General features: G+C 55.0%; 23 protein-coding genes and 1 pseudogene. 18 read left to right on the top strand and 6 right to left on the bottom strand.

The window, feature by feature from the left end:
* Nucleotides 1-233: 233 nt before the first annotated feature.
* The 6 genes from M3A44_14500 (at nt 234) to M3A44_14475 (ending at nt 7,151) form a co-directional block, all read left to right on the top strand.
* Entirely contained in the window at nt 234-1,358 is a 1,125-nt protein-coding gene (locus M3A44_14500; GenBank protein MEQ6342816.1) for a fatty acid desaturase, read from the top strand.
* Nucleotides 1,359-1,503: 145 nt separating this feature from the next.
* Entirely contained in the window at nt 1,504-3,330 is a 1,827-nt protein-coding gene (typA, locus tag M3A44_14495) for a translational GTPase TypA (protein ID MEQ6342815.1), read from the top strand.
* Nucleotides 3,331-3,509: 179 nt separating this feature from the next.
* On the top strand, nt 3,510-4,463 hold the full coding sequence (pip, locus tag M3A44_14490) for a prolyl aminopeptidase (protein ID MEQ6342814.1): 954 nt from the start codon (nt 3,510-3,512) through the stop codon (nt 4,461-4,463).
* A 168-nt stretch (nt 4,464-4,631) separates the two neighbouring features.
* On the top strand, nt 4,632-5,084 hold the full coding sequence (gene dtd / locus M3A44_14485) for a D-aminoacyl-tRNA deacylase (protein MEQ6342813.1): 453 nt from the start codon (nt 4,632-4,634) through the stop codon (nt 5,082-5,084).
* A gap of 134 nt (nt 5,085-5,218) precedes the next feature.
* Entirely contained in the window at nt 5,219-6,445 is a 1,227-nt protein-coding gene (locus M3A44_14480; GenBank protein MEQ6342812.1) for a porin, read from the top strand.
* 142 nt (nt 6,446-6,587) lie between these two features.
* Complete coding sequence (locus tag M3A44_14475; protein MEQ6342811.1) at nt 6,588-7,151, top strand: CHRD domain-containing protein; 564 nt, start codon at nt 6,588-6,590, stop codon at nt 7,149-7,151.
* A gap of 56 nt (nt 7,152-7,207) precedes the next feature.
* Here the strand turns inward: M3A44_14475 and M3A44_14470 are convergent, their stop codons facing one another.
* Nucleotides 7,208-7,531 carry a ferredoxin family protein gene (locus tag M3A44_14470; protein ID MEQ6342810.1) on the bottom strand — a complete coding sequence of 108 codons (324 nt, stop codon included), beginning with the start codon at nt 7,529-7,531 and terminating at the stop codon, nt 7,208-7,210.
* Nucleotides 7,532-8,199: 668 nt separating this feature from the next.
* On the opposite strand from M3A44_14470, the gene M3A44_14465 reads away from it, so the two are divergent.
* The 8 genes from M3A44_14465 (at nt 8,200) to M3A44_14430 (ending at nt 15,810) form a co-directional block, all read left to right on the top strand.
* Entirely contained in the window at nt 8,200-10,881 is a 2,682-nt protein-coding gene (locus M3A44_14465; GenBank protein ID MEQ6342809.1) for an Ig-like domain-containing protein, read from the top strand.
* Nucleotides 10,882-10,895: 14 nt separating this feature from the next.
* A complete protein-coding gene (locus M3A44_14460; GenBank protein ID MEQ6342808.1) occupies nt 10,896-11,456 on the top strand; it encodes a hypothetical protein in 561 nt (186 codons plus the stop codon).
* 100 nt (nt 11,457-11,556) lie between these two features.
* Nucleotides 11,557-12,069: a tail fiber protein gene (locus tag M3A44_14455; GenBank protein ID MEQ6342807.1), complete on the top strand. Its 513-nt coding sequence runs from the start codon at nt 11,557-11,559 to the stop codon at nt 12,067-12,069.
* Between the two features lie 23 nt (nt 12,070-12,092).
* Nucleotides 12,093-12,596, top strand: a complete 504-nt coding sequence (locus M3A44_14450) for a GNAT family N-acetyltransferase (protein ID MEQ6342806.1) — start codon at nt 12,093-12,095, stop codon at nt 12,594-12,596.
* A gap of 200 nt (nt 12,597-12,796) precedes the next feature.
* The gene (locus M3A44_14445; GenBank protein MEQ6342805.1) at nt 12,797-13,852 is read left to right on the top strand and encodes a radical SAM protein; all 1,056 of its coding nucleotides are present in this window, start codon (nt 12,797-12,799) and stop codon (nt 13,850-13,852) included.
* Between the two features lie 25 nt (nt 13,853-13,877).
* Complete coding sequence (locus tag M3A44_14440; protein MEQ6342804.1) at nt 13,878-14,924, top strand: nucleotide-binding protein; 1,047 nt, start codon at nt 13,878-13,880, stop codon at nt 14,922-14,924.
* Nucleotides 14,925-15,166: 242 nt separating this feature from the next.
* Nucleotides 15,167-15,418: an AbrB/MazE/SpoVT family DNA-binding domain-containing protein gene (locus M3A44_14435; protein ID MEQ6342803.1), complete on the top strand. Its 252-nt coding sequence runs from the start codon at nt 15,167-15,169 to the stop codon at nt 15,416-15,418.
* Nucleotides 15,415-15,810, top strand: coding sequence for a type II toxin-antitoxin system VapC family toxin (locus tag M3A44_14430; protein ID MEQ6342802.1), 396 nt, complete (start codon nt 15,415-15,417; stop codon nt 15,808-15,810). Before M3A44_14435 ends, M3A44_14430 begins: the two co-directional genes overlap by 4 nt.
* A gap of 343 nt (nt 15,811-16,153) precedes the next feature.
* On the opposite strand, the gene M3A44_14425 is transcribed toward M3A44_14430, so the two are convergent.
* Nucleotides 16,154-17,320, bottom strand: coding sequence for an IS4 family transposase (locus M3A44_14425; protein ID MEQ6342801.1), 1,167 nt, complete (start codon nt 17,318-17,320; stop codon nt 16,154-16,156).
* A 248-nt stretch (nt 17,321-17,568) separates the two neighbouring features.
* Entirely contained in the window at nt 17,569-17,850 is a 282-nt protein-coding gene (locus M3A44_14420) for an XRE family transcriptional regulator (protein ID MEQ6342800.1), read from the bottom strand.
* A 574-nt stretch (nt 17,851-18,424) separates the two neighbouring features.
* On the opposite strand from M3A44_14420, the gene M3A44_14415 reads away from it, so the two are divergent.
* The 3 genes from M3A44_14415 (at nt 18,425) to M3A44_14405 (ending at nt 20,759) form a co-directional block, all read left to right on the top strand.
* On the top strand, nt 18,425-18,997 hold the full coding sequence (locus M3A44_14415) for an LPP20 family lipoprotein (GenBank protein MEQ6342799.1): 573 nt from the start codon (nt 18,425-18,427) through the stop codon (nt 18,995-18,997).
* Complete coding sequence (locus M3A44_14410) at nt 18,997-19,608, top strand: penicillin-binding protein activator LpoB (protein ID MEQ6342798.1); 612 nt, start codon at nt 18,997-18,999, stop codon at nt 19,606-19,608. Before M3A44_14415 ends, M3A44_14410 begins: the two co-directional genes overlap by 1 nt.
* Before the next feature lie 134 nt (nt 19,609-19,742).
* Nucleotides 19,743-20,759 (top strand): LPP20 family lipoprotein, encoded by a 1,017-nt coding sequence (locus tag M3A44_14405; GenBank protein ID MEQ6342797.1) that lies wholly within the window; start codon nt 19,743-19,745, stop codon nt 20,757-20,759.
* A 114-nt stretch (nt 20,760-20,873) separates the two neighbouring features.
* Here the strand turns inward: M3A44_14405 and mutS are convergent, their stop codons facing one another.
* The 3 genes and pseudogenes from mutS to suhB all read right to left on the bottom strand — a co-directional run bounded on the left by mutS (nt 20,874) and on the right by suhB (nt 24,737).
* Nucleotides 20,874-23,429, bottom strand: coding sequence for a DNA mismatch repair protein MutS (gene mutS / locus M3A44_14400; GenBank protein MEQ6342796.1), 2,556 nt, complete (start codon nt 23,427-23,429; stop codon nt 20,874-20,876).
* A gap of 67 nt (nt 23,430-23,496) precedes the next feature.
* Nucleotides 23,497-23,877, bottom strand: a pseudogene (locus M3A44_14395) (GxxExxY protein).
* Between the two features lie 62 nt (nt 23,878-23,939).
* On the bottom strand, nt 23,940-24,737 hold the full coding sequence (gene suhB, locus M3A44_14390; protein MEQ6342795.1) for an inositol-1-monophosphatase: 798 nt from the start codon (nt 24,735-24,737) through the stop codon (nt 23,940-23,942).
* Nucleotides 24,738-24,849: 112 nt separating this feature from the next.
* Between suhB and M3A44_14385 the strand changes: the two genes are divergently transcribed.
* Nucleotides 24,850-25,587: an RNA methyltransferase gene (locus tag M3A44_14385; GenBank protein ID MEQ6342794.1), complete on the top strand. Its 738-nt coding sequence runs from the start codon at nt 24,850-24,852 to the stop codon at nt 25,585-25,587.
* Nucleotides 25,588-25,590 lie beyond the last annotated feature (3 nt).

Raw genomic sequence — 25,590 nt, 5'->3', positions numbered from 1 at the left:
ATACCCTCATTATAAACAATGGAATTGTGTTGGGAATTATCGCCATTGACGTTTGGTGAGTATCCAGCGTATATTAACCACAAGTTTTTTATGACAATGGAGTGCCGTGCATCACTTGCAGCACCCCAACTCTTTGGAGGGTTTCTTTCCGTATGTTTGACTGGGTCTTGAATCTACTGGCTAATGGCTTGTTGGGCTTTTCCGTATGGGGGTACATCGCCGCTGCGTTGATCATGACCCACATCACAATCGCAGGCGTGACCATCTATCTGCATCGTAACCAGGCGCATCGCGCGCTGGATCTGCATCCTATTATCAGCCACTTTTTCCGCTTCTGGCTGTGGCTGACCACCGGCATGGTCACCAAGGCGTGGGCGGCGATTCACCGTAAGCATCACGCAAAGTGCGAGACTGCGGAAGACCCGCACAGCCCGCAGGTTCTTGGGATCAAGAAGGTTTTCTGGGAAGGCTCCGAACTCTACCGCGCGGAGGCCAAAAACCAGGAAACCCTGGATAAGTACGGCCACGGCACACCGGATGACTGGATAGAGCGCAATCTTTACACCAAACACAGCCGATACGGCATTGTGCTGATGATCATTCTCGATGTGCTGCTGTTCGGCGCCGCGGGCATCAGCATCTGGGCGGTGCAGATGATATGGATCCCCATCACGGCCGCCGGGATCATCAATGGTATCGGCCACTACTGGGGATACCGCAACTACGAGCCAGCGGATGCGTCTACCAATATCTCCCCCTGGGGCATCATCATCGGTGGCGAAGAGCTGCACAACAATCACCATGCCTTCCCAGGTTCCGCCAAGCTTTCCTCCAAGCCGTGGGAGTTTGATATCGGCTGGATGTACATCCGCCTGTTTGAAATATTTGGGCTGGCGCACGTAAAGAAAGTTGCCATCGAGCCGGTTATCGTCCCCGGCAAGCAGGCTGTGGACATGGAGACATTACGTGCCGTGATCGTCACCCGTCTTCATGTGCTCTCCAATTATGGCCAGGATGTAATGCTGCCCGTACTCAAGGATGAGTTGCACAAGGCGGATGATTCCTGCCGCGCCCTGTTCACGCGCGCCAAAAAGCTGTTGGTGCGTGATGAGTCCTTGATGGATGATGCAGCGAAGAGCAAGTTGAATACCGTGCTGGATCGCAGCCAGGCGCTGAAAATCGTTTATCAGCACAAGCTGAGCCTGCAGGAGATCTGGAAGCGCTCGACGCTGACACAGGAGAGCCTGCTGCACAGCCTACAGGAATGGTGCAAACAGGCAGAGGCGACCGGCATCAAGAGTTTGCAGGATTTCGCGAAATCACTGCGCGGCTACACCCTGCACGCATCCGTAACCTGATCAGTCTGTCGTTGCAGACACAAAAAACCCACCTCAAAGGTGGGTTTTTTGTGTGTTTGCCCCCATATCGGGTATAATGCTTCGTTTATATTGGGTCGGCACACAGATTTGTCGGCCATCACCACCACCTCTTGAGTACCGTACTATGGATTCCATAAAGAATTTACGCAATATCGCTATCATTGCTCACGTCGATCATGGCAAAACCACACTTGTGGATAAGCTGATGCAGCAGTCCGGCACTTTCGGTGCGCGGCAGGTTGTTGCCGAGCGCGCCATGGACTCGAACGATCTGGAGCGTGAGCGCGGTATTACCATCCTGGCAAAGAACACCGCGATTCGCTGGCGCGATTACCGCATCAATATCGTGGATACCCCTGGCCACGCCGATTTCGGCGGCGAAGTTGAGCGTGTGTTGTCGATGGTGGATTCCGTGCTGCTGCTGGTGGACGCGGTGGACGGCCCCATGCCGCAGACCCGCTTTGTTACCCAGAAGGCGTTTGCCTGTGGCTTGAAGCCCATTGTGGTGATCAATAAAGTGGATCGTCCGGGCGCGCGCCCGGACTGGGTGCTTGATCAGACCTTCGACCTGTTTGACCGCCTTGGCGCCACCGACGAGCAGTTGGATTTTCCCGTGATCTACGCCTCGGCATTGCAGGGTTACGCAGGTTTGACCTCGGATGTCCGTTCCGGCGACATGACCCCGCTGTTCGAGGCGATCATACAGCATGTTAGTTGCCCCGCTGTAGACCCCGAGGGGCCGTTCCAGATGCAGGTCAGCTCGTTGAGCTATTCCAGCTATGTCGGTACGATCGGTGTTGGGCGTATCGCGAGGGGACGGGTCAAGACCAATTCGCCGGTGGTCGTGGTGAGCCGCGACGGCAAGCGCCGTAACGGTCGTATATTGCAGATTTTTGGCTTTTTGGGTCTGGATCGTGTCGAGGTGCCCGATGCTCAGGCGGGCGATATCATCGCCTTTACCGGCGTTGACGATCTGGGCATTTCCGATACCCTGTGCGATCCGGCTAATGTAGAGGCATTGCCCGCGCTGTCCGTGGACGAGCCTACCGTGAGCATGACCTTTCAGGTCAATACCTCGCCGTTTGCCGGTAAGGAAGGCAAATTCGTCACCAGCCGCCAGATTCGCGATCGCTTACAAAAGGAATTGATCCACAACGTTGCGCTGCGTGTTGAAGATACTGAAGACCCCGATAAGTTCAAGGTGTCCGGGCGTGGTGAACTGCATTTGTCCATCCTGATTGAAAACATGCGTCGTGAGGGCTTCGAACTGGCGGTGTCGCGCCCGCAGGTGATTCTCAAAGAGGTCAACGGCGAGATGTGCGAGCCTTACGAGATGTTGACCGTGGATCTCGAGGAACAACATCAGGGCGCTATCATGGAGAAGCTCGGCATGCACAAGGGCGACCTGCTCGACATGGTGTCGGACGGTAAGGGCCGGGTGCGGCTGGAGTACCGGATTCCTGCGCGTGGCTTGATTGGTTTCCACACCGAGTTTCTCACCATCACATCCGGCACCGGCTTGATGCACCATGTGTTCGACAACTATGCCCCGATCAAAAAGGGCAGCATCGGCGGGCGTATCAACGGTGTGCTAATCTCCAATGGCATGGGCAAGAGCGTGGCCTTTGGCTTGTTTAACTTGCAGGATCGCGGCAAGCTGTTTATCGGCCCCGGCGAAGAGCTCTACGAGGGTATGATTGTTGGCATCCACTCGCGTGATAACGATCTTGTCGTTAATCCGCTCAAGGCCAAGCAGCTTACCAATATGCGGGCCTCTGGTTCGGATGAGGCCGTAACGCTCATACCGCCGATCCGCCTTACCTTGGAGCAGGCGCTGGAGTTCATTGAGGATGATGAGTTGGTCGAGGTGACGCCCAGTAGCGTCCGGTTGCGCAAAAAGTTTTTGCTGGAGCACGAGCGCAAGAAGGCCTCGCGCAGCTCATCAATGTAATTGATTGATGGTTTGCCACGGAGGCGCGGAGAACACAGAGAAAAGGGTGTATGTTTTGGTTCGCAGTGGTTACGATGATGTGACCAGTGTCTGTAACGAATCAGAGCGGATATGCCGTAACGTTTTCAAATGTCTCGCGTGCTCCGTGTCCCTGTGGCTAATATCTGTTTTCAGGATCCATGTACAAGCTCTATCCAGAGATCAAGCCTTACGCAACGCACCGGCTCCCGGTCGCGTCGCCGCACCAGATCTATATAGAGGAGTGCGGCAACCCGGAAGGGCTGCCGGTGGTGTTTGTGCATGGCGGCCCCGGCGCGGGCTGTGAGGCGTATCACCGCCGTTTTTTCGATCCCAATGTGTACCGTATCGTGCTGTTCGATCAGCGCGGCTGCGGGCGTTCTACGCCGCATGCCGAGCTGGCGGGCAATACTACTCAGGCACTCGTGTCCGACATGGAGACGATACGTCAGCACTTGAAGATCGACAGCTGGGTAGTGTTCGGCGGTTCGTGGGGTTCAACGCTAGGGCTGGTCTATGCCCAGAGCCATCCCGAGCGCGTGCAGGGCTTGATTCTGCGCGGCATTTTCCTGTGCAGACCGCACGAAATTGAATGGTTTTACCAGCAGGGCGCCAGCCGCATCTTCCCGGACTATTGGGAGGATTATTTGCGTCCTATCCCCGAGGCCGAGCGCGGCGACATGGTGCGCGCCTACTACAAACGTCTTACCGGCGATGACGAGGTGGCGCGCATGGCCGCCGCCAAGGCGTGGTCGGTCTGGGAAGGACGCGCCGCGACCTTGCGTCCCAGCAAATCAGTGATCGATCACTTCGCCAACCCGTCCACGGCGCTCAGCCTGGCACGTATCGAATGCCACTACTTCATGAATGACATCTTTCTTGAACCCGATCAAATCCTGCGCGATGCGAAGCGGCTTGCCGACATCCCCGGCATTATCGTGCATGGCCGCTATGACATTGTTTGTCCGGTCGAGAATGCGTGGTCATTGCATCGCGTCTGGCCGCAGGCCCAGCTTAATATCATCCCCGATGCCGGGCACTCCGCCAGCGAGCCAGGCATCACCGACGCCCTCGTTAAAGCCACCATGATGATGGCAAATAACCTTCAGCAATGATCCTAAAAAACTCAGTTATCCACGAAATTCACGAAAAAACACGAAAATATTCAAGTGTAAATCGCGTGTTACTTGCCACCCTATCCGGTGGGCTGCTGAAGCAATCGCCATGTTTTTGTTTTATTTCGTGACTTTCGTGTTTTTCGTGGACAAAAAGAGGTTTTAAGGATGATCGGCCTGCTACAGCGAGTGCGTGCTGCGCAGGTGGTTGTGGACGGGGAAGTTGTTGGCGCCATCGGTCACGGTCTGTTGGTGCTGGTGGGCGTAGAGCAGGGCGATACCGAAGCGCAGGCCGACCGGTTGCTGGAGCGTCTGCTCGGCTACCGCGTGTTTGCCGATGCCGACGGCAAAATGAACCTCAGCCTGCGCGATGTCGGCGGTGGCCTGCTGCTGGTGCCGCAATTCACTCTGGCCGCCGATACCCGCAAGGGCATGCGTCCGAGCTTTACCCCTGCGGCCTCACCCCAGGCAGGGCTACGCTTATTCAATCATCTTGTCCTGCAAGCGCACAATCAACATCCTAATCTTGCTGCTGGCCGCTTCGGCGCGGATATGCTGGTGACACTCACCAATGATGGTCCTGTGACTTTCCTGCTGCGAGCTGCGGCAAGCCCCCAATAATCATTAGGCAAACAGATCGCGCTTGTTACAGAGTCACGCGAACACGCGCAGACTGCTCGTCCAATCCTTGCTTTTTTGGGGCTTCTGTTTGATGCTTAGAGCACAGGGCCTTTTATTATAATGGGGAGAGTTTTATGAAACGTCTGTATCCGCTGTTTGGTTTTGCGTCGCTGGGGATGATGGTGAGCTTGAGCGCCAGCGCGTCAGGTTTTCGTCTGCCAGAGGCATCAGTCGCTGGTGTGGGGACAAGCAATGCCCTGGTTGCCAATTACAAGGAACTCGGTGCGGTAGCCTATAACCCGGCTGCCATGTCTTTTCACGAGGGCACGAATATCGTGGCGGGCTTGATATTGATCGATCACAAGGCCGGTGTTACACCCGCCGGCAAGACAGGCAAAATAGATAGCGACCATGATAGCCTGGCCTATGTGCCCAATCTCTCTGTGATAAACCGGCGTAGCCCACAGTGGAGTTGGGGGTTTAACATTAATGCGCCGTTTGGCCTGGAGACCAACTGGCCAAAAAATACCTTTCCAGTCCCTGCCTCGATGCATCCTGAGCAAACCAGGATCGAGCTGGTTAATTTCAATCCCAATGTTTCTTACAAAATTAACGCCAATACCAGCGCTGCCTTTGGCCTGGATTATTACAAGGTGAGAGAGGTGAAACTCAATACTCAGGCCGCCACCATCAACGGCGACGGGGGGGATTTCGGCTGGAATGCCGCGTTGATGCATGTGGCCGGCCCCTGGAGTTTCGGCGCGTCGTACCGTTCCGCCATCAGCGTTGGTGTTGATGGGAAACTGACCTCGACGTCAGGCACAACGCCTGTCGTTGCCGATGTCAATCTGCCCTGGATGCTGCAAGTTGGCGCACGCTATCAGGCGACGGATAAACTGGGTGTCGAGTTTGATTACGAGCGCACTGGCTGGAAGAAATTCAACCAGATTGTCGTCGCTACGACCACAGGTAGTCCGCGCGTCATCAATTCCAATGGTTGGAGTAATACCGACGCTTACCGATTGGGTATGACCTATGATTTAAATGCCAATAATCAGTTGCGCGCCGGCTATTCACGCGATATGACAGGCCAGGGCGATGCGCATTTCAGCGCGCGCGTACCCGATGCCGACAGAAATCTTTTTAGCGTTGGTCTCAGGCACAAATTTGCCGGGGGCTGGGAGCTAGAAGGTGCGTACATGTACGTAAAATTCGACGACAGGAGTTACGTCTCAGCGACGCCGTTCACTCCTTCGCCGTCTTCCGTTGCTTCGCAAGACCCGAACGGTACGGTGGCGTACAACGGAAAATACGAGAACAGCGCGCAGCTGCTTGGTTTGGGTGTGACGAAACGGTTTTAGTGGTGCGGGTGCATTCTTTTGCCTGTAATTACGATGTCTGCCCCTATGCTCTAATCATGGTGCATAGGGGTTTTTGTTTCATAAAGTGCGTTGGTGCCCCAATGCGGTGTAGGGCGTGTGTTTTATCTAAAAGGAGAGAGATATGAATAGACTGAGTTCTGTGGTAGTTGTGACGGCGTTTTTATTATTAACGTCGATGCCTTCGTTTGCCCATACTGTGCCAGGCGGTACGGAATTTGCCGCTGATCTGAGTGGAGGGCAGGAAGTGACAACGGTAAGTGTCGTAGGCGCTGATGGCAAGACCCCAGTTGCAATTGTCAATGGTCCTGTCGCCACAGGTGCGTTTGGCATGGTGCATGTCAAGCTTGCGCAAGATCGCCAAAGTCTGGAGTTTCGGTTGCATGCCTCCAATTTTGGCACCCCGGTACTTGCCGCGCACATTCATCTTGGCCCGAAAGGGGCGAATGGACCAGTGTTGATTACATTGTTTAGCCGCGCCTCGCAAGGTGATTTTCCAGGCATGCTAAGCGGGGTATTAACCGCTGCCAATGTCGAGGCCAAGCCGGGTCTGGGCGTGAATACCCTGGAGGACGTAATCAACAATATCTTCTGGGGAAATGCCTACGTAAATGTGCATTCACAAACATTCCCTGGTGGTGAGATACGCGGGCAGCTCAAACGGCGGTTTGGGAAAGACAAAGACTAAGGATGGCATGTCTCAGGGGGCTGTGTGCTTATGCCCCCTGATTTTTTCACGGCCTCTCAGCGCTCAAGATATTTGAGCTTATCCTCTACACCCTTCCACTGATCGGCATCGTCGGGCGCGTCAATCTTTTCGGTGATTACCGGCCATTCTTTGGCGAGTTCCGCATTCAGCGCAAGGAAGTGCTTCTGATCATCGGGCAGGTCATGTTCTGAGAAAATGGCCTCTGCCGGGCATTCCGGTTCACACAGAGTGCAGTCTATGCACTCGTCCGGGTCGATTACCAGAAAGTTGGGGCCTTCGTGGAAGCAGTCCACCGGGCACACTTCGACGCAATCGGTGTATTTACATTTGATGCAGTTATCAACAACGATGAAAGTCATGCAATTCTCCTGACAGAAAAAGGGTCGGATGGGCGCGCCATCGCTTGTGCAATATGTTAATCGGTCTGCGGGCTTATGGCGAGTATCGGCCGAAAATTTGTATCGGCCGTAAATCCATCAGCAAAGTTGCGATGTCCGCCGGTGATTAAGCTCATAGTAAATGCGCCAGATCGTCAGATGATGGGGTCAAGAGGCACCCTGAGATCAAGTCCCCCGCTGTTTTCCAGGTGATTTTTCTACAGCCTTATTGTCTTGACTGAGGGGCTACACTGTATCCCTGCATGGCACATATGACCTCATGTGGCGTGGGCTATGATCGGGGATTGTAATTATGTTGTCGAAAAATTTTACATTATAAAACCTGTGCTACGGTCGGCGTTGAAACGGCACCTATTAACCCAATAAATGGAGTTTTAAATCAATGGTATAGGGAAATATTATACCGTCTCGATCATTGCCGATATTGCGCTGATCGGCTCGATATTAATCGCAAATCGATCATAATTCCTCCAATTTTTGTCGGAAAATTTTACACCCGTGTTTTTGACGCTGCCGCTGGAAATATCCCAACTATTTGTTCTTTAATAAATATTCTGTTGGGCGATGAAGGATTGGAACGCTTAATGCATATAAGCATTGGTTTCCACATCTCTCGAAGGGATATCGTTATGTTGAGACTCATTGCCCGCATCCTGGCGGGGATTCTGCTGATGACCTTGACCGGTCTGTCTGCTGCGGCCACGTTTTCCAATGCTACAACCATCACCAGTCCTGTTGGTGCGGGCACGTCGGGCACCGGCCCCGGTATTCCGTACAGCCCCTATCCGTCAGCCATCACCGTCTCTGGCATGGTGGGTACCATCTCGAAAGTGACGGTTACCATCAACAATCTGTCCGTAGACCGGCCAGATGACATGGCCATGGTGCTGGTCGGTCCGAGCGGCGCCAATCTGGTCATCATATCCGACCTGGGAGGCAACACTGCCGCCGCTAGCACGACGCTAACGCTGGACGATGCTGCAGCTTCCCAGTTGCCGGACAATGGTCCACTGGTCTCCGGCACGTTCAAGCCCACCGCCGTCAACTCTGGCATTGTGAAAGACAACTTTCCTGCCCCGGGGCCAGGGGTAGCCCTGACCTTCGCCGCACCCTTCGGGACGGGTACATTCGCCTCTCAATTCAACGGTATAAATCCCAACGGGACATGGAATCTCTATGTCGTAGACGATGCATTTGGCCCTTCCGCAGGGATAGGTGCCGCTATCACAGGTGGCTGGAGCATCACCATCACTACGGCCGCCGCCGCTGCGCCAACAGCTACGGTGATCACCTCGTCACTGAATCCTTCGTTCACGACCACCCCCAGCAACACGGCGACCTTCACCGCCACGGTGACCAGCGCGGGCAATCCTGTCACACAAGGCACGGTCACGTTCATGGAAGGCGCGGCGACGTTGCAGGCGGCGACGGCGGTCAACGGGAGCGGTCAGGCGACCTTCACGACCAGCGCGCTCGCTGAAGGCAGCCATCTCATCAAGGCCATCTATGATGGTACGGCGAGTTTTGCCACCAGCAACAGCACGCTCACGCAAGTGGTAAACAATCATACGATCGTTACCGGGAATGCCTTCTGCAACCCTGGCCCCATCGCTATTCCAGACGGCGCGCTCACGGGTGGCCCAGCCACACCGTATCCGTCCAACATCTTCGTGTCGGGCCTGACAGGGGGTGTGTCCAAGGTGACCCTGGCGCTGAATAATCTGACGGAAACTCGCCCCGATGATCTGGATATGCTGCTGGTTGGCCCGAATGGCGCCAGGTTCGTTGTCATGTCTGATGTCGGCGGACAGAACGCCGTCGGCAACATCACCCTGACGCTGGACGACACTGCAGCGTCGCTGTTGCCGGACACGACACCCATCACAGCAGGTACCTTCCGTGCCACGGCTGTCAACTCCGGTTCCGGCGCGGTGTTCCCGTCTCCAGCACCCGGAGCGCCCTATAGCTTTGCCGCCCCCTTTGGCGCGGCGACCTTCGCCACCTCTTTTGGCGGCAGCAATCCCAATGGAACCTGGAGCCTGTATGTGGTTGATGACGCCACCGGCGGCGGGGCTGGCAGCATCGCCAGCGCGTGCCTGAGCTTCGTAATGTCCAGCGATACACCGACCACCACCACCGTCACCTCATCGCAAAACCCGTCCTTCACTTCGTCTCCCAGCAACACGGTAACATTCACTGCCCAGGTGAAACGGAGCAGCGACAACGGCAGTGTGACGCTGGGAACGGTCACCTTCAAAGAAGGCGCCACCGTCTTGGCCGGCCCGGTCACGCTGAATGGTTCGGGCACGGCCAGCTTCACGACCGCCGCGCTCCCCGAAGGAGTGCATGTGATCACTGCGGTGTACAACGGCAGTGCCGGTAATTTCAATATCAGCAACGGCAGTGTCACCCAAACGGTGGACAATCACACCACGGTGAGCGGCAACACCTTCTGCAACGCCGGCCCCCTCGCCATCAACAGTTCAGGTACGGCTACCCCCTATCCCTCGCACATCTTTGTCTCCGGTTTGGCGAGCTCCGCCACCAACGTGACCTTGACGCTCAATAACCTGAACCACAACCGGCCGGATGATATCGACTTGTTGTTGGTCGGGCCGACCGGCGCGCAAGTGGTTGCGCTGTCCGACGTTGGCGGGACCTCGTCGGCCAGTAACGTGACCCTCACCCTGGACGACGCTGCCGGTTCGCTCGTGCCGGATAATGGCCCGCTCGCGAGTGGAACATTCCGTCCCACCAGCGTTAATTTCAGCGGCGCCAGCGTGTTCCCTGCACCCGCCCCGGCGGCGCCGTATAACTTCGCGGCTCCGTTTGGCGCGGCGACGTTTGGATCGGCCTTTGACGGCACCGATCCGAATGGTCCCTGGAGTCTGTATGTGGTCAATGATGGGCTGGGCGCTAGCGGCAGTTTTGCCGGCGGGGCGTGTCTGACCATCAATGCCACGACGCCACCCCCCCTGTCGGCGCTGATCACCGGCAAGACGGGCGCGCAGAATGCACGGGTCTGGACGGTTACCCTTGCTAACAGCGGCCCCGGCACCGCCACCAACGCGCAGATCAACGGACTCTCGCTGACACAAACCTTTGGCCCCGTATGTACACCGACCATCACCAGCCCGGCCTCGTTCCCGCTGCCGGTCGGCACCATCCCGGCTGGCGGTTCGGCGAGCGGCAACGTGACGATAGACTTTACAGGGTGTACTGCAACATCGCGGTTCAGCGCCACGATCCCGTTCAGCTCCAACGGCGGTTTGTCCACGGGGTCCAAAACACTGAACAATCAATTTAGATAGGGCGGAGAGAAATCATGATAAAGCGAGTTCTAAAATCCATGGCGCTTGCAAGCGCACTGTTCTGTGCAGTGTCGCAGGCGGCGTCCACCTTGGCCTTGGACCCTCCTGGCGGCGCCATTTCCGGAGCTCCCGGCGCTACCGTCGGCTGGGGCTTCACGCTCACTAACACTACGGACTATCTGGTGATAAGCAGCGCAAGCTTTGTTCCAACAACACCGCTGGGCACGTTTACTGATTTCATCAGTGCCTTCAACTTCTTTGTGGTCGGTCCTGCGCCGGACAACACCTCGGTATCACAAACATTCGATGTGTTGAACCAGACAGGTGTCGGGAGTTTTGCAATTGATGCGGGGGCGTTGATAGGGGCTGTCGCCAGTGGCCAAATCGTCCTGAACTATGACCTCTTTTCGGTCAGCCCCAATCACCCCCTGTTCAATCCGGATACGGACACGTTGTCCAATGGCAACACACTGGCAGTGAATGCTTCCGTGACGGTTGTTCCGGAACCTGAAGGCCTGCTGCTGATGGCCGTGGGCTTGATCGTGTTGTATGGAGCTCACCGTCACCGTGGCTGAGTGGCGTGTGGGTGGTTTTGAAGCTGTTTCTGGGAGATCAGGCAGCGGGATGGGATATCAGCCTTAACCATTTGATTGAACCTTACAATAGGAAGATGACATGAGTGATCCATTTATCGGGCAATTACTGTTGGTGCCGTACAATTTTGCGCCGCAGGGCTGGGCAATGTGCAATGGGCAGTTGCTTTCCATAGCGCAAAACACTGCCCTGTTTTCGCTACTCGGCACCACGTACGGTGGTGATGGTCAAACGACCTTTGCCCTGCCTGACCTGCGCGGCCGCGTCCCGCTTTCGTCGGGACAGGGGCCGGGCCTGAACAACTACACCCTTGGTGAAGCAGGCGGCGCGGAAAGCATCACCCTGACGGCGCCCCAGATGCCGCAGCACACACATTCCGCAAACGCCAACGCCGGCGATCCCACCGATACGGCTCCGACGAACAACGTACCGGCTGGGGGCAGCACCGGATCATACAACGCCGCCGCGAACACGGTAATGTCCGCCGGCATGATCGGACCTGCAGGAGGCAGCCAGCCGCATGAAAACCGGCAACCCTACCTGACGCTCAACTGGATCATCGCACTGGAGGGGATCTATCCGTCCAGGAATTAGCAGCCTGTAGGCACGCTGATGATATGAAAACCGCCGCGACTGTAACGCTTCGTCCTGCTCGTTCGGAGGATGAGGCGTTCCTGTTCGAGATATATGCCAGCACGCGACAAGAAGATTTTGCGTCTCTGCCCTGGGACAAACAACAGCGGGATATATTTCTCAGGTTGCAGTTCAGCGCCCAGCAAAAAAGCTACGAATCGCGCTATCCGCGATCCGGGCATAGCATCGTCATGCTGGATCAACGTCCTGTTGGAAGGATCTGGGTGGAGAAGGGCGACGAGGAATTCCGAATCATCGATATTGCGTTCCTTCCGGAACACCGGAGCTTGGGTATCGGAACGCTACTGCTCCAGCAGCTATTGGCAGAGGCCGGACGGGCGGGTAAGCCGCTGCGGCTTACGGTGCTGAAATGCAATGCTCGAGCAGTGATGCTCTATCAGAGGCTCGGTTTCTCAGTCCTCCATGACGATGGTATTTGTATCTCCATGACAAGTGGTGAACCAAGTATCAACTTACCGGCCTTGTAACATTCCGCAATACAGGGCAAGTTGGCGGCGTGATCAGTAAAGTGGCGGTGTGTGGTTGAATTGTTGAAGTGTTTTGTTGTTAATTTTTGTGAAAGACAGGAGGTGCAAGGCGAGAATTGACCCTTTTACGCGCCCTCGTTCTGATGATCAAGAGTTCCTGGTCTAGGTATACTTCAACCATCTTGTGACGGAGATCGAAAATGCGGCGAGTCCTGACACGTGTCCAGCAGATTCCCACAGCGCTTTTGGATGCCAGTGATCTAAGCGAGACAGAAAGCGCTTACCGGTTTCGTGTGCCTACGCAATACTTAGACCTGATTGACTTTGACGACCCAAACGATCCAATTCGAAAACTAGTCATACCGGATATTCGCGAGCTGCGACCGGTGGAGAGCCTTGACCCCACCAAAGAGGCTCAATCAACGGTTGCGCCGGGTCTCCAACACAAATTTCCTGACACTGGCCTTTTGCTTTGCACCACGAACTGCGCTGCTTACTGCAGATTTTGCTTTCGAAAGCGTCTTTTTCAGCCAAGCAGTCAGGAGGTTCCGCACGAATTCTCCCCCGCTCTTCTTTACATTGCTGAGCATCCCGAGATCACAAATGTCATACTCTCGGGAGGTGATGCTCTTGCGATGAAGACGTCTCAGCTCATTAATTTGCTGAATCGCATTGCCGATATTGCCAGTGTTAGGGTGATTCGCATTGGAAGCAAGACACCTGCGTTTGACCCAGCCAGAATCTTGCGAGATAGCACCCTCATCCAAGGATTGGAGGCAATTTCGGAGCGTGGCAAGCAGTTATACCTCATGGCCCACTTTGATCATCCTCGCGAGGTCACTAGGGAGGCAAAGCAGTCAGTCAAACTATTGGCGCGAACGGGCTTGGCCTGCCTCAATCAATGTCCGCTATTGCGAGGCGTCAATACCGATAATGGGGTCCTCGGCAACCTCTTCGAACAGATGGAGTTCATTGGGTGCCCTCAATATTATGTCTTTCACTGTCGACCAACCGACGGTAATGAACACTTCATGCTTCCTCTAGATGAGGCGTTTTCAATTTTTGAGCGGGAAAGCCACGTGGGCTCTGGTTTGTCAAAGACCGCCAGATACTGCATCACGCACCCAACCGGGAAAATTCAAGTGCTCGCATTAGAAGGGTCGCGAGTCCTGCTGAAATACCTGCAGGCCTGCGACACGGAACGAACGGGCCGAACATTCTGGCACCCAGTTTCAGAGGTGATGGATTTAGTTTAATTAACGACCATTACAGGAGGATCCAATGACGAAACGTCGCGTATTCCTGGCCTACTGCTCAAAGAAGCAGAAGATTGCTCAGGCACTACAGGAGAGCCTTCAGCATGACTATGAGGTGGTACATTGGCAGGACGCAGACTGGAGTGGTGGCGTTCTTCTAGATAATATTATTGACTCAATTGAATCATGTCAGTATGGCATCGCAATGCTCTCGTGCGACGACGAAATTCGCACCGGCTCCGATACTTATTGGACGCCTCGCGATAACGTCACAATGGAGCTGGGTTTCTTTCTTAGTCATTTTGGAAAGGCGAGGACGGCAATTGTAAGCGTCACAGAACCTAACGGAGAATTGCCAAAATTTCCAACCGATCTTGACGGGTGGTTATATCTAGAAACCCAAGAACCATTGACAAGTGCTGTTGTGGATAAGATTCGCAAGAGATTCGAGAGCAAGGGTGCGAATATTATCCCCTCGCTCGCGCCTCAAAGCGCAAGCGGACGTGGATTCAACGTGCTCACAATGGCCGATGCACGGGATCACTGGGGAAAATTTGAGGGTAAATTCTTCTCCCTCAACCCATCTTGGACGATGGAAGCAATAGACTCGGAATGGCTCAAGCTTCATTTCGACCGATATCAGAATCCTAATTTCACTGAAGCTCATTACATTGTTGACATCGATAGGGGGCGTAATATATCAGCCACTCAAGATCCAGGCGTCGGTCAAACAAGAAGTATTGATGTAAACCGCGATCTTCTTGGGATCTCGCGCTTCATTAAACGGTTGCGCAAGAAGTATCCCGATGTGAACCACAATCTCGAGGAGAAGATGAAAGTGTATGTCTGCCCAGGCGTGAAATCTGAGATGGCTACTTTCGTTTCTGAGCACCAAAATCAAGAGCGCGCATTTATATTCGTGCCGTGCCTAAACCAAAAGACAGTCCTTGAGGCGAGGTTTCCCGAACACGTGCAACGACTTCGTGAACATGTGAGCATTTTCATGACCGGACGCGAATACTTTAAGCCAAGTGAAGTTGAACTACTCTGCAGCCGAATCATTGCCCAGTAACTCTCTTCTTTTCCGCCACTATAGCAAGTCCTATAGGGTGGGCAAACGGTTTTTTGTTTGCCTGCCCGCAGACGAATGAACGTGACGCATGATGGGTGGTAGAGTGTGTCCTGGCTCTCTGTGCTTTTACCGCGTGGGCACAAAAAACGTGTCCACCCTACTGACTGACAACAGACGTTGACAGTAAGGCGATTTTGCATTACTTTGTAAAGTATCGATCAATAGATTACAAGGACATCACCATGACCACATTGACTGTTACCGCACGGGGACAAGTGACGTTTAGAAAAGACGTGCTGCAACACCTCGGCATCAAGCCGGGCGAAAAGATCGAGCTGGATTTGCTGCCAGATGGCAGGGGTATACTTAAAGCATTCCGGCCTACTGGAACGATTGATGGCTTCGTCGGACTGCTCGCGGGCCGGACAAAAAAAGTCGCCACCCTTGAAGAAATCAACGAGGCGACCGCGCAAGGTTGGGCTGGTAAAGAATGAAGATCACTGTTGATACCAACGTCCTTATTCGTGCTGTCGTGCGTGACGACCCAGCGCAAGCGAGCGTCGCCGCCAAGGTCTTGACCGATGCTGGATTAATTGCGGTCGCGCTGCCGTGCCTGTGCGAATTTGTGTGGGTGCTGCTCCGGGTCTACGAATTCCAACCCTCCGACGCGGCCACCGCGATCCGCGCACTACTTGCCGTCGCCAACGTGGAAGTGAACAGACCGGCCGTGGAGGCTGGCCTGTCGGTGCTCGAAGCGGGCGGGGATTTCGCCGATGGCGTCATTGCCTACGAGGGGAGCTGGCTCGGCGGGGAAACCTTCGTTTCCTTCGACAAAAAGGCGGTTGCGCTTCTCACGGCGCAAGGTCAATCAGCGCGCCTTTTGTGAGCAAGTCCCGCAGGGTGGGCAAACAGCTTTTTTGCTTGCCAACGTGGACGAATGAACGTGACGCATGATGGGTGGTAGTCCAGCAGGTCGGGTTAGCGTAGCGTAACCCGACGTTTCTTCGCGGATCTGTTGGGTTACGCCCTGCGGGCTAACCCAACCTACACACTGATGAGCAAACGCGGACGAATGAACGTGACGCATGATGGGTGGTAGCAAGCGTAGTGTGCGCTGTGCGCACGAAATGGGTGTGGCACGCCAGCCCGGTAGGGTGGGCGCGCCTTCTGTGCCCACGCGGACAGGCGCGGAGACGAATGAACATGACAAATCAGAAGTGTCCGGTAATTTAATTGAATAGATTCAATTGGTTATTGTCTTTCTGCATGCTCATTTGCGTCTCCGCATTTTTAAGTAATTGATCGAGTGGCGTTTTCTCGAAAAGAGTCAGGCTCAAAATCTGTAGGATTGTGTAAAGCGAAGCCTCGGTATTGAGCCGCTTTTTCACGATGGCGACCACGACGTAAACCGCGATGGCGATCCATATTTGCGTCTTGACTGCATTCTCGGTGGTGCCATAGAACCGCTTGATTCGAAGATGCTGTTTGATCCACTTGAAGAATAGCTCGACCTGCCAGCGGCAACGATAAAGCTGAGCGATGGTCAGCGCAGGCAGGTCGAAGTTGTTGGTCAGAAAGACCAGAAACCTGTCGTGTTCGGCATCGTAGAACTTGATGCGTCGCAGGTGCTGCGGGTAATCCTTGCTGGCCTTGCGAGCAGTCAATGCAATGGTCTGGTCGCAGCGCAGTCCAGTGGACTTGTCCACGGTGCGAGAGTAGACGCGACGAAAGAGCAGATTGGATTTGCCACGGATGACAAAGAACGCCTGTGCTTGATGCAGGGTGAACCAGCGAGCGAAGTCGGTGAAGCCACGATCCATGATGTAAAAGCTGCCGGCTTCGGGTATCAGGATATCGAGCACATTGACCTCGTGCATCTTGCCATCGCTGATGTGGATGAAGGTTGGAATGTTGCCGCGCAGGTCGAGCAGCGTATGCATCTTGACGGCAGCTTTGGTGGAGCGGAAGCGTGCCCACGGAAAGACGCTCAAGCACAGGTCGATGGTCGTGGTATCGAGTGCGTAGACCGTCTGTTCCAGTTCGACCGCAAAGCTGTCGCTGGCGTAAAGCTTTCTGGCGGTCTGGATTAAGCTCATCGCGAAATCCGCGTAGATGCGACAGTCGCGTTGCTCGTTGGCATCGGCCAGCGTGCTCTTGGCGATGTTGCCTCGTATGCCCAAGTGATAGAGCTTGGCTTGGTGGGCGCGCAGACAGGTTTCGATGTCGCGCAGGCTTTCGCGGTAAGTCAGCTGCGCGAACGCCATGCAGAGAAATTGATCGAGATGCGAAAAAGTCTTGGTGGGATATTTGGAAGGGTAGCGCTGCACGCAGCGACGGAATGTGTGAAGGGGCAAATGCTCCATGAGTTGTGCGAACACCAACTGGCCTGAATACATGACGGAAACTCCTGGGGGGAAAGCCCCAGTTTCCCAAAAAATTCACGTTCAAGTCGGTGACACCCCTAAACACACACTTTCCTATTCAACATCATCATGTTATATAGCCGTCTTTGCGAAATTGCCGGACACTTCTGATGACAAATGATAAACCGCTGTGGTTGATGATGGCGCACTGCGTGGTGTAACCCAAAATCGGATTGCCCACCCTTGACTATTCGCTGACCTTTTATTCCCATTGGCTTGTTCTACGCGGCTTCCAGTGCGCGCATTTCAAAGTGCATGCCAGCGGTGGCCACCATGTTGGTCAGGGCATCAATGGCAAACAGGCCGATCTTGCCGCGCATGAGATCGGAGACGCTCGGTTGCGTGACGCCGAACAGCTTGGCGGCCTGCGACTGGCTCAGGCCGGCGCGGGTGATGTGATCTTTCAAAGCCATCATCAAGGCTGAGCGGAGCTTCATGTTTTCCGCTTCCTCGGGCGTGTCGGCAATCGTTTCCCACGCGCTGGAAAATCGCTTATCGCTTATCGCTCATCGTTCTATCTCCTTCAACAAATCCTGGTAACATTTCGCGCCCAAATATGGGCAATCTCTAAACCTTCAACAAGTTTAAGCCGATACAACGTCTCCAGTGCCTGCATTGAGGCAATGCGAGCCCTGCCGGGAGGCGATGGAGGCGTGTGCCGGTGCGCACTATTGGGGTCGTGGGGCGGGGCGACATATTCTGTGCGCTACTGGCACGAGGATATGAGCAGCTTGTTGTGGATCATAAGCAAGCGTGCGCTGTGCGTACGAAAAATGAAGGGGAGATATGTGCGACCGCTCTTGCGTATCTCGGTAGGGGTGAGTGGATGGCCAATCCCAGCAAACACGGCATCCGTGACCAAAAGGCTTCGGGTTCCGCAAAAAACACTCATTAGGCTACTTGCTAGCCGCAAAAGATACCAACATTAATATGCATTATAACAAATTGATAATTAAATAAATTAATCCATTTTTAATTTCTCAGTTAGACGCTAGAGCGTAGAGCGACGATAATAGCGTAATAGTTTTTTATTAATCACCTTAGTCCGGTAACCATACCTTTAATTTGGAGAAAACAATGAACAATCTTGGTTGTTTTAAGAAATGGTTTTCGTTGGTGGTGTTGACGATTGTAATTTCTGGTTGTGCCAGCGAACCCACGCAAGTTGAAAGTGATTTAGGCATCAAGGGCGCTCCAGATTGGGTGAATGAGGGCAGCAATATTTTGAGCACCAAGGACGGACGGCTGTTCCATGGCGTTGGCTCCGCTTCGCAAATGGGCGATATGGCGCTGCAGAAATCAGTCGCAGACGATAGGGCAAGAGCTGAAGTCGCGCGTGTACTTTCATCTTATCTGGATGTGGTTTCAAATGACTACATGGCATCCGCAAAGTCGGGCGATACCGGTGTGAATGAAGAGGCCGTGTCGCGCCAGATTAAAAATACTACCAAGGTTAACATGGCAGGCGCCAGAATTATTGGCAGTTGGCGCGACCCTAAATCGAACACGATATGGTCGGTTGCCGAGCTGGATATGAAGCATGTAAAGAGCACTATGGCGGGAGTAAACGACATGAATGTTGATTTGAAACGTTACATCGCAACCACTGCGGACAATATTTTCGATCGCATTGCAAAGGAGAAAAAATAATGCGTTTCCCATCACTTTTAAACAACAAGGTAGCGGTATTGATTGTTCTGGCGTTGTCATTGGGCGGGTGCTCCACAGCGGTTACACGCATGGATTCCGGGGAGGTTAAGGATCTTAGCGGTGCGTGGAACGACACGGACTCTCAGATGGTTGCGAAAGAGATGATGGATGACGTAATGAATCGTGCCTGGATAGGCGAGTTCAAGGGCGACAAAAAGCGCAAGCCAGCGGTAATTGTGGGTGAGATACGTAACCTGAGCCATGAGCACATCAACGTAAGCACCTTCGTGCAAGAGTTGCAGCGAAACATGATCAATGACGGGAAAGTTAAATTTGTTGCATCCTCCACCGAGCGCGAGGAAGTGCGTAGTGAGCGGGCTGACCAGGATATCAATGCCAGTGAAGATACCCGCAAAGCAATGGGCAAGGAGAAGGGTGCCGACTTTATGCTGAAGGGTACTATCAACACCATTATTGATACCAGCGGTAAAGATCAGGTACGTTTTTACCAGGTAAACTTGACCCTGATTAGCTTGATCGACAATGAGATAGTCTGGAACGGCGAAAAGAAAATAAAGAAATTTGTTGCGCGTAGCCGCCTCCGGTTCTAAGCGCAGGATTGGGAGATTTGGACGCAGTACGCATCTTGGCTGGCATACATTTGTGGGTGTTAGGCGCCCATAGCGTTAAAGTTGAATTATCCTAATTCGATATCCAATTAGCTTTCTGCTGTTAGGAAATGAGAATGAAATTATTACTAACCATTATATTTTCAGCCACGGTCTGGTTGTTGGGTGGCTGTGCCACCCAGCCGACCCAATCGGCCCAGCCGGATTGGGTTGTCGGCGAAAGTGCCAAATACAAGAGCGCCCAATATTTGATTGGGCGGGGTCAGGCTTCTACGATGGAAGAGGCTAAAGATCGTGCCCGCGCTGACTTGGCCAAGATTTTCCAGGTGGCGGTAGCGGTGGATAGCGAGGATGTGCAAAGCTTCAAGAGTGATGCTGCAGGTGGAGCAGGGCAGTATGCTGGAGAATCTTCGCGTCGTATCACCACCCGTACTGATCAGATTGTCAGAGGCATACAGATCGCGGAAATCTGGCAGGACCCCGTCAGCAAGAATCAGCATGTGCTGGCAATACTGCCTCGCTTGCAGGCTGCCGCTGCTTTGAGGCAACAGATTAATCAACTGGATGATGCGACACAAGGCAGCGTTGACCAGTCAAATAAAAATTCCGATCTGTTTATTAAAATTGCAGCCGCCAGCAAAGCGGTAGCGTCACAATTGGAGCGCGAGGGATTGCAGAAAGCGCTGCAAGTGGTAGACATAACGGGGCGTGGTTTAGAGTCCAAATTCAACAGCGGCAGACTTAAGGCCGATATGGACGATTTGTTAAAGCGTGTGCGGGTAGCGCCAAGGGTGTTGGAGGGTTCCGTCCCAGGGCTGGATGAGGTGGTGGCAGGTGCATTGTCTCAGGCCGGCTTCATGATCGACACCGGAGAAAAGCCAGATTTTCTACTTAAAGCAAGCCTTCAACTGACGGACCTTGGACTCAAGCAAGGTTGGTACTGGCAACGCGGCAATCTGGAAGTTTCCATGTCAGAGGCTGCCACCGGGCGTGTACTTGGCACACAACGCTGGCCTATCAAGGGCTCTGCAACAGACAAGGAAAGTGCAATCAGACGCGCTCTGGATGAGGCGGACGCTGTTCTGAAAAAGGAGTTAGGCGCTACGATTATTGGAATGGCTACGAGCAAGTAGCCTGGGTGAGCGCGGGCGAATCCGGGGTGGCGTCACGCATAATCACCCCGGCTTCCAGCGTGCATGCCAATTGTTCATTGCCCATCTCCCGGTAACGCTGGGCGATATTCCACGTCAATCTTTCAGTAAATCCTTAAGCCGGTACAACGTCTCCAATGCCTGTTTTGGACTGAGATTGTCGGGGTTGATTGTGTTCAACTCATCCACCACCGGATGATCGACTGCCGGTGGGAATAGCGAAATCTGTTGTTCGGGCAAGGTCGTTGGGCGCTGGATGCTGCCGTTCTCCAATTCTTTCAACCGCCGTTTGGCCTGTTCGATGACGGTGCGCGGTACGCCGGCCAGGGCCGCAACTTGCAGGCCGTAGCTCTGGTTGGCAGGGCCGTCTTTTACCGCGTGCAGGAACACGATGCTGTCGCCGTGTTCGACGGCGTCGAGGTGGGCGTTGGCGGTGCTGTCGATGCGGCTGGGCAACTCGGTGAGCTCGAAATAGTGGGTGGCGAACAGGGCGAAGGCGCGCACCTTGCGCGCCAAGTGCTCGGCGCAGGCCCAGGCCAGCGACAGGCCGTCGAAGGTGCTGGTGCCGCGTCCGATCTCATCCATCAGCACCAGGCTGTGTTCGGTGGCGTTGTGCAGAATATTGGCGGTTTCGGTCATTTCCACCATGAAGGTTGAGCGCCCGCCTGCCAGGTCATCCGAGGCGCCGATGCGGGTAAAGATGCGATCAATGGGGCCGAACACGGCGCGCTTGGCGGGCACGAAGCTGCCGATGTGGGCGAGCAGGGTGATCAGCGCTGTCTGGCGCATGTAAGTGGATTTGCCGCCCATGTTGGGGCCGGTGATGATGAGCATACGCCGCGCGTCGTGCAGGTCGATGTCGTTGGGGACGAACGGGCCATTCAGAGTCTGTTCCACAACCGGGTGGCGTCCACCTTCGATGTGCAGCAGGGGCGTGTCCAGCAGCTCTGGCGCGCTGAAGTTCAATGTGTCGGCGCGCTCGGCCAGGGTGGTCAGTACATCCACCTCGGCAAGTGCCGCTGCCGTGGCCTGTAACTTCGGCAGATGTGGCAGCAGGTCATCCAGCAGCGCCTCGTAGAGCATTTTCTCTCGCGCCAGAGACCGGTCGCGTGCGCTGAGTGCCTTGTCCTCGAACGCCTTCAATTCCGGGGTGATGTAGCGCTCCGCACCTTTCAGGGTCTGGCGGCGCTGGTAGTCGTCGGGCACACGCTCGGATTGCGCGCGGGTGACCTCAATATAGTAGCCATGCACGCGGTTGTAGCTGACCTTGAGGGTGTTGATGCCGCTGCGTTCACGCTCGCGAATCTCAAGGTCAAGCAGATACTGTCCGGCGTTTTCGCTCAAGCCCCGCAATTCGTCCAGTTCGGCGTCAAAGCCGGGTGCGATTACACCGCCGTCGCGGATCAGCATTGGCGGTGTTTCGATGATGGCACGCTGCAACAGTGCGTGGATCTCAGGATGTGTGCCGATCTGTTCGCGCAGCGCATGCAGCAGCGGCGAGTCTTTGTCTTGCAATAGATCGTGCAGGCCGGGCAGCGCGCCCAGCGCCTCGCGTGTGTGCGCCAGGTCGCGCGGGCGCGCCGATTTGAGCGCTACGCGCGCCAGAATACGTTCGATGTCGCCGATACCACGCAACAGGGTATGGAGGGCGGCGTGACCGTTATCATCAAGCAGGGTGCTGATACTGTGATAGCGCTGGCGCAATACGGCGTGATCACGCAGTGGGCGATTGATCCAGCGCCGCAGCAAACGGCTGCCCATTGCTGTGGCGGTGTGGTCCATGACCCAGCTCAGGGTGTTGTCGTGACCGCCCAGCAGGTTGGTTTCCAGCTCCAGATTGCGGCGGCTGGCGGCGTCGAGCAGGATGGCGTCCTCGCGCCGTTCCACCTTGATGTCCTGGATGTGCGGTAGCGCGGCGCGTTGCGTGTCACGCGCGTATTGCAGCAGGCAACCCGCTGCGGCAATTGCGGCAGGCAGGCCTTCCGCGCCGAAGCCGGATAGATCGCGAGTACCCATCTGCGCCGTGAGTAGGCGCGTGGCGCTGTCTGTTGCGAAATACCAGGGCGGCTGGTAGCGCACGCCACGGCGGCCTTCGAGTAGCGCGCGGCTGGCGGAGTCCTCGCTTACCAGTAATTCGGCGGGTTTGATTCTCTCCAGCTCATCAAGTGCGGCATTTTGTCCCTGCACTTCCAGAATGGTGAAGCGCCCGCTTGTGATGTCGAGCGTGGCAAGGCCGAACGTCTCGCCGCGCTGGTGCAGGGCGGCGAGCAGGTTGTCGCGGCGTTCATCCAGCAGCGCCTCGTCGGTGATGGTGCCGGGCGTGACGATGCGCATCACCTTGCGCTCTACCGGCCCCTTGGAGGTCGCCGGGTCGCCGATTTGTTCGCAGATCGCCACCGACTCGCCGAGTTTCACCAGCCGCGCCAGATAGCCGTCCGCAGAGTGATACGGCACGCCCGCCATGGCGATGGGTTCTCCCGCCGACTGGCCGCGTGTGGTGAGGGTGATGTCGAGCAGCCGCGCCGCCTTGCGCGCATCGTCGAAGAACAGCTCGTAAAAATCCCCCATGCGGTAGAACACCAGCATGTGGGGGTGTTCGCTCTTGATGCGCAGATATTGCTGCATCATCGGCGTGTGGGCGGCGGTATTCATCCTTGCGAGGCGAGCTTACTTAATGTCATGCATTGTCCACGAAAAACACGAAAGGCACGAAAAATCTTCATAGTACGATCCGTTCGATTGTTGCTTTCGGATAGCAGCCGAAGTTGACCAGCAAGCCTAAGCGCATTTTTGTGGCTTTCAGGTAGTTCAAAACCTGCGCCTTGTGTGCTCCCGTTGTGACAGAAAGCGCTTTAAGTTCGATAATAATGGATTCATGGCAAATAAAGTCAGGAATATAGGTTTGCTGCAATGCTTCACCTTTGTAGAAAAGCGTCAGCTCCTAGTGTGCTACAAAGGGAATCCCGCGCTTTGATAACTCCTTTTCCAGGCATTCTTGATAGACAGTCTCAAGAAAACCACAGCCCATTTCCCGATACACGTCAAACACTGCACCTTGTATCTGATAACACTCTTCTTTGTGCCAAACTTCCCCACCCATTTTTTCGTGTCTTTCGTGTTTTTCGTGGATGGCATCTTCCCATTGGAGGTGGGTAACATCGGTTACCTGGACAGATCCGGGGTCAAATGAGGTTGTATGGTTTTTAACATTTCCTGCAATATCTTGGGATTCCCGGCGACCACATTGCCGGTCTGCATGAAATCCTGTCCACCCGAGAAGTCGTTGACGATGCCTCCGGCCTCCTGAATCAGCAGCGCACCGGCGGCCATGTCCCACGGATTAAGGCCGATCTCCCAGAAGCCGTCGAGGCGGCCGGCTGCGACGTAGGCCAAATCCAGCGCGGCGGAACCGGCGCGGCGAATGCCGGCAGTGGGCGGAATAAAGTCTTTGAACATACCGAGATAGGCATCCAGGTGCCGCAAATCCTTGAACGGAAAGCCGGTGCCGAGCAGCGCGCCTTCGAGTCCCTTGGCCTTGGTTACGCGCATGCGGCAGTTATTGAGCTGTGCTCCTTCGCCGCGTGAGGCGGTGAACAGTTCCTGGCGCATCGGGTCGTAGATCACGGCTTGGGTCAGGATGCCTCTGTGCTGGAGCGCGATGGAGACCGCAAACTGAGGGAAGCCGTGCAGGTAGTTGGTGGTGCCGTCGAGCGGATCAATAATCCACAGATATTCATCGCCGTCCCGGCTGCCGCCCTCTTCGGCGAGGATGCCATGGCTGGGGTAGGCCTTGCGCAGGATCTTGATGATTTCACCTTCGGCCTGGAGGTCTACCTCGCTGACGAAATCGTTAGGCGTTTTGGAGGTGACGGTCAGCGAGTCGAGCCGCCCGGCGGAGCGCGAGATAACGTTGCCTGCGGCCCTGGCCGCACGTACCGCGATATTAAGCATGGGATGCATGATGGAAGTCCCGGGATTGGCGTATCAATAGATGGTAATGAGCGATTAATTCAACTCAATAGAATACCACAAATGTTAATATCGCTTCTTTGTCCCTATTGGATTAACAGGCATGCTGGCGAATATTAGAGTTGTTTTAGTCAACACCAGCCACCCCGGCAATATCGGGGCTGCGGCGCGAGCCATGAAGACCATGCGCCTGGAAAAGCTGTATCTGGTGCAGCCGGAGAAATTTCCCTGCGCCGAGGCTACTGCGCGCGCCTCGGGGGCTGATGACATTCTGGCGGCGGCGCACGTGTGCGATACGCTGGACGCCGCGCTGGCAGGTTGCAGTATAGTGTTCGGCGCCAGCGCCCGGCTGCGGACGATTGCGTGGCCTCAAGTTGGCCCCCGTGAATGTGCCCGGCTGGCGGTGGCGGAGAGCGCCGGCGGCGAAGTGGCCCTGGTATTTGGCCGTGAAGATTCCGGGTTGACCAACGCCGAGTTGGAGCGTTGTCACTATCTGGTGCAGATTCCCAGTAATCCCGCCTATCCCTCGCTTAATCTGGCGTCGGCGGTGCAGGTGATGGCCTATGAAGCCATGATGGCGTATGACATGGGTGCTGTGGATGATGCAAGCCTTGTCTGTGTCCCGGGCGAGTACATGGAACGTGTCACAGCGGATGAAATGGCGCAATTTTATGAGCATTTGCGGCAAACGATGATCGACATCGAGTTTTTTGATCCCGCCAAACCGCGCCGCTTGATGCGCCGTATGCACCGCATGTTTAACCGCATCCAGCTCGACAGAAATGAGTACAACATATTGCGCGGCATTTTGACGGCAGTGCAGAAAAAGCATACAAAATAGCAG

The sequence above is a fragment of the Gammaproteobacteria bacterium genome (assembly GCA_040183005.1).
GTDB lineage: Bacteria > Pseudomonadota > Gammaproteobacteria.
The sequence above is the reverse complement of the archived record's forward strand: the minus strand, read 5'-3'. Positions and strand labels throughout refer to the sequence as shown.